General features: G+C 34.7%; 3 protein-coding genes. 1 reads left to right on the plus strand and 2 read right to left on the minus strand.

From position 1 onward, the window contains the following. Positions 1 to 109: transposase (locus O9332_RS03295; protein ID WP_271928149.1), on the plus strand; the 109-nt coding region annotated here is incomplete at its 5' end. 237 nt (positions 110 to 346) lie between these two features. On the opposite strand, the gene O9332_RS03300 is transcribed toward O9332_RS03295, so the two are convergent. Further along, the gene (locus tag O9332_RS03300) at positions 347 to 5,155 is read right to left on the minus strand and encodes a HEAT repeat domain-containing protein (RefSeq protein ID WP_288023617.1); all 4,809 of its coding nucleotides are present in this window, start codon (positions 5,153 to 5,155) and stop codon (positions 347 to 349) included. Then, positions 5,155 to 5,552, minus strand: a 398-nt coding sequence (locus O9332_RS03305; protein ID WP_288023618.1) for a Uma2 family endonuclease, incomplete at its 5' end; no start/stop codon positions are given. The genes O9332_RS03305 and O9332_RS03300, both read right to left, overlap by 1 nt.

Genomic DNA, 5,552 nt, shown 5'->3' on the forward strand with positions numbered 1-5,552 from the left:
ATTAATTGAGGGAATGAATACCAAAATAAAGCTTATTAAAAGAATGAGTTATGGATTTACCAATTTTCAACATCTTCGACTTAAGCTGTTTGCTTGCTTTAATTCATAACAAAAATTAACACACGAAAACCAGAAGAGCCAACAATTGATAAAAATCGCAGCAATGTCTGTCTCTATAAGGGTTTCATTCCTTATAACCCCCGTCCATTGCATAAGACAAACCGAAGAACCGTATCTTTTTACTCAAGTGTTTTATCGTCTTCTCCATTCTTTCAGGATAAACCATCAAGTCAGGTTTCGGCTTGGCTTTCTGTGCGCGAATTGCGAGTCTGCAATAGTCACGATTTTATTTGTCTCTTAATGATGAGATTACCATCACAATAATTCCTCTAATGCGCTTCACTAGAAATCTAAATCGCTGACGATAAACTGGAATAACTGAGTTTTTAGTTTTGCGATAGCGGATGGCAAGTTTTCTCGCAAGCAGAAAAATATTAGATTCATAAATATCAATATCCCAACGATAAATAATTTGTTTCAAGGTTCTTAAGTCGCCCATCTTTTCTAATGCTTCTGCTACGAATTCTAAAACATAATCATCTGCCTCTGTCAGTGCTTCAGTTAAAGCTGTTACTGCTTCTGGGTTGCCTATCTCACCTAACGCTTGTGCCGCAAAACCTCTGACACCCCAATCTGAATGATTCAGCAACTCAATTAAAGCTGACACTACTTCTGAGTTACCAATATCAATTAAAGCTGTTTTTGCATACCATCTGGCATCATGCTCTGAATACTTTATTACATCGATTAAAGCTGATATTGTTTCTGAATTGCCCATTTTGCTTAAAGCTAGTGCAGCAATGTATTGAACCTGATCATCTTCATCATTTAGTGCCTTAATTAAAGCTGGTATTGCTTCCGAGTTGCCAATATTTCCTAAAGTTTGTGCAGCTAACGCTCTGACATTCTTATCGGAATTATTCAGTGCTTCAATTGAAACTGGTATCACTATAGGATTGTTTATCTTGCTTAAAGCTGTTACCGCGAAGACTCTGATATTCTCTTCTGAATCATTTAACCCCTCAATTAAAGTTGGTATCACTTCTAAATTGCCCATTTTGCTTAGAGCATCTGCTGACACAAATCTGACATATTTATTTACATCATTCAAAGCTTCAATTAAGGCTGGTATCGCTGTCGGATTACCGATATTACCTAAAACCATTGCTGCCGTGCTTCTAACTTCATAATCCGAATCATTTAGCATCATAATTAAAGCTGACACTACTTCTGGATTGTCGCTATCATCTAAAGCACCTACAGCCATGCGTCTAACATACTCATCTGAATGATTAAGTGCCTTGATTAAAATTGGTAAAGCTTCTGGATTACCTTTTCCTTTTAAATAAACTGTTAACAATATTGCTGAATAATATCTGAGAAGATTATTGGAATCCTCTAGTGCCATACTTAAACCTGGTATCGTTTCTGGGTTGCCAATTTTGTCTAATATTTCGCCCAAAGATTCTATAGCTTTGCTTCTGATAGTCTCACCTGAATTGCTTAGTGCTGTCATTAAAGCTAATACTTCTTCTGGATTAAGAAGCAAGCTTAAAGCGGTTTCTACACAGTCTCTACCAGTCTTATCTGAATCATTAAGCGACGCAACAATAAAAGCTTGTCTAGATTCTGGATTAACCACCAACGCCAAAGGAAAATGTGCAAAAATCATCGTTGCATAGCTTCTAACTTCCTGATAAGGATTATTTAGTGCCTCGATTAAAATAGGCATCGCTGCTGTGCTGCCAATGTTGTTAATTTTTACTAACGCTTCTACCGCATATTTCCTAACATTTTCATCTAAATGATTAAGTGCTGTCATTAAACCTAAGTAGGCTTTCTCAGTGCCAATATTTAATAAAGCTTCCGCCGCTTTACCTCTGACTTTCTGATAGGGATGATTAAGTGCCTCAATTAAACCTGACACCGCTTCTGGAGTTCCAATTTTACTTAATGCTTCTACTGCCTTATTTCTGACAAGTTCATCTGCTGCATAATATATATCATTTATTTCTGAATCATTCAGCACCGCAATTAAAGCAGACACGGCTTCTGGGTTGCCAATATTACCTAAAGCTTCTGCCGCAAAGTATCTAATATAAACATGAAAAGCTGAATGATTCACTGCTTCTATTAACACTGGTACTGCATCTGGATTAGTAATCTTACTTAAAGCTACTGCTGCATAACTTCTGAAATCCCCATCTGAATTTTTAATTGTCTCGATTAAAGCTGACACTACTGCTGAATTGTTAATTTTGCCTAACGCTTCTACTGCATTGTTTCTAGTTTTCACATCATTAAGTGCTGTAATCAAAGCTTGTATTGTTTCCGAATTACCAATACCAATTTCACCTAGAGCTTTCACTCCCCAAAATTTGACACTTTTTTCAGAATCAGATAGTGTTGAAATTAAAGAGGGTAAAGCTAAAGATTGCTTTTTGTTAATTTTTCCTAAAATTATTGCAGCATTATCTCTAAACCAATCTGAATAATTGAACGCCCGAATAATAGTTGGTAATGCTTTGGGATTGCCAATTTCTCCTAATGCTTTTAATGCCCAACCTCTGAATTGTTTTTCTTTATACAAATCTAATTCAAAATCTAGTATAGGTTTACGTTCTCTCTTTATTTCTTTTATATCGTCTTCTGCATAACCTTTAATTCTGTTTTCTGAATCATCCAATGCTGCACTTAAAGCGGATATCGATTCAGGATTGCCGATTTTACCTAACAATTCTGCTGCATTAAATTTACTATCTCTGACATACCAAGGTAAATCCTTAAGTGCGTTTTCTAATCGTCTTCTCATCACGGGAAAAGTTTTCCCTAATGTCACCATTGTCTTGTTGATATACTCTAAACTAAAATCACGTTGCCACATATTATAAAGCTTATCGACTATCTGATTAATCAGAGAATCTTGAATATTTTTACTTTCCGCCAGACAGTTACTAGCCAGTATCAATAAAGTCGCAAAAATATCATCTTTTTCCTGTAAAATCGCTTCCAATAAAAGACTAGCATCGGACATCATCCCGGCTAACAAAATAATCGTCTCATGCCAATCATGATCCCAGAAATGCGCCTTGACTAACGCAATTCCATCCTCTTGATTCTTCTTTATCTGTCGATGAAGATAACAAGCAGTAAAATACTCCTGAAAAGTGCGATGTAAAAATAGATATTGATCTCCTTTTTCATGAAACTTTTGAATAATCCCATCTTCTTCGCACAACTCTATCATCAATTCATCACTATTTGATTGCTGGAAAATTGTTGATACTTCTTCATGACGTAAATATCTTTCTAAAACATTAAAAAAGTCTTCTTCTTTAAAAATAAAAATTTCTTCTTCTCGACAAGATAATTCATAAGCCACCATCTCTAATAATCTTATCTTAGCTATCCGCTTTCCGCCTGATACTGATACCAGCTTTCTATTTTCTACCCAATCACGCAGCATATAATCAACTGCTTGTTTATATACTTCATTGCGTTTTGCTGGCAGAATTAAATTTTGAGTTTGATAGAGACTACAAATCAAAGAAAGTAATAAAGGATTTTGTGCTAAACCCTGAATTTGCGGTTTATTTTTCAACTCCTCAATTAAACCGTCCGCTGATACCAAATCATTCTCTAAATAACCTTCCGCATTAACAAACCAGGTTTTGATATATTCGGCTGTCTTTTGATCAGTAAAGGGAACAATTTCTACCTCTTTGACTTCCCCTGAAAATTTGCCACCATAACCCACAATGCGAGAAGTTAGATAAATTTTACAAGGAGAATTATCTAAAAAATTCTCAAGTTTTGTATTTAGCTTATGTAGTTGTATAGAAGAAACTTCGTCTAAAGCATCTAAAAATAAGACACATTTTCCCTGTTCTAGCTTTTCTTTGACAATAGACTCAATCTGAAAATTTTTATCAATTAACTGAGGTATTATATTAGTAATGTCATCATTTTTTTCTGCCAATTTATTTGCTAACTCAGATAGCCGAAAATACAAAGGAAGAATCACATCCTTAACCTTAACCTTCTCCCGATTGTTTAAGAAGGGTTGAGGAGTATTAACACCTAACTTCCCTAATTCTTCCCTAGCAATTTTTAATGCTTCCATCCTTAAAAGAGTTGATTTACCCATTCCAGGATCAGCAAGAATCATCATTTTATTGTGTTTATCCTTGGCTTCTTCCCAATCAACTTGCACTTTTTTACTTTCTTCCCGTTGCTGTTCCTCAGTAAACCCTTTTAAGGCATAGATTTTCTTTAATGTTCCCTCATCACCTGTATAAGCTTGCCATGTTTCAATCTCATGGTTATAGCGTCTTTCTAAAGTAACTTCAATAGGAATATATTGCTTTAATAACGAGATTTTTTGACGAGTATGAAAGAATTGAAGATATTGAAATTCATCTTGAATTTTTTCTAAAAATCGACAAACAGCATTTTTGGTAGGTTCTAACCCCAGTTTATCTAAAATATCTAAAATATTATCCCACCGAATCACATAACTTTCATCAGTTTTACTCGATTGAATAACCCCTAAAACTCCTCCTAATTCTTCCGAAAAAACAGCACCTCCGCTTGTACCCCTATCAACCTTAGCATTAATTCTGTGAGTCAGAAAATTAGAAGATTTATCAGGTAATTTATTCCAAGGATTCTTATATTCAATCTTATTATTAGGATAAGTCGAAAGCAGATTTAAAGGCGCACTGACAGTAATTTTATCGGCATTCACATCAAATCCTTCTGGAAAATTCTTCTCTTTTTCTCTAGGAAATCCATAAACTGTGACGCAATTTAACCCAGCTTGAAAATTAACAATCTTCACAGGTTTAGCATTCTCAATCTTAATCTTAAGAATAGCAATATCAACTTCTGGATTAGAATATTCTTGACACCATTGAGATGCGTATTCTTTCCCTTGATAATTTACTTTTAAAGAGGGTAAAAGATAGATAACGTGATGACAGGTAATGAGATAACCATCTTCTCGAATAATAAACCCAGAACCCACCGTATCCCCTTTTTCATTGAGGATTTTAACCATTGATTCTTGTAGATAGTCGAGATTGGATTTAGTCATTATTCTTCAGTTAAATTAAAATCAATGCGTTGATAAATATCCAGCAATGACATTTGAAAATCCACAGAATTAAACCTTAAAGTATCCTTGTCTGATTCAGATGCTTTAAACAACCACTCACCATTATTTTGTTGATAAAATTGTTCAACATAATAACGGTATTGATCAATCAAAATATATTCTTTAAACTCAGGAATTGAGCGATAAAACTTAAACTTATCAGTACGGTCATAATCTCTAGTTGATTTCGATAAAACCTCGACAATGATTAACGCATTAGTTACAGTGTTTGTGCCTTTTCCTTCATATAATGGTTTGTCTTTAATCACCATGACATCAGGATAAGTATAAAAGCGATATCTTGGCATCCATAACCGTACATCACTCATAAAAGCCC

The organism is Microcystis sp. LE19-10.1B (assembly GCF_027530565.1).
In the GTDB taxonomy this organism is placed as follows: domain Bacteria; phylum Cyanobacteriota; class Cyanobacteriia; order Cyanobacteriales; family Microcystaceae; genus Microcystis; species Microcystis aeruginosa.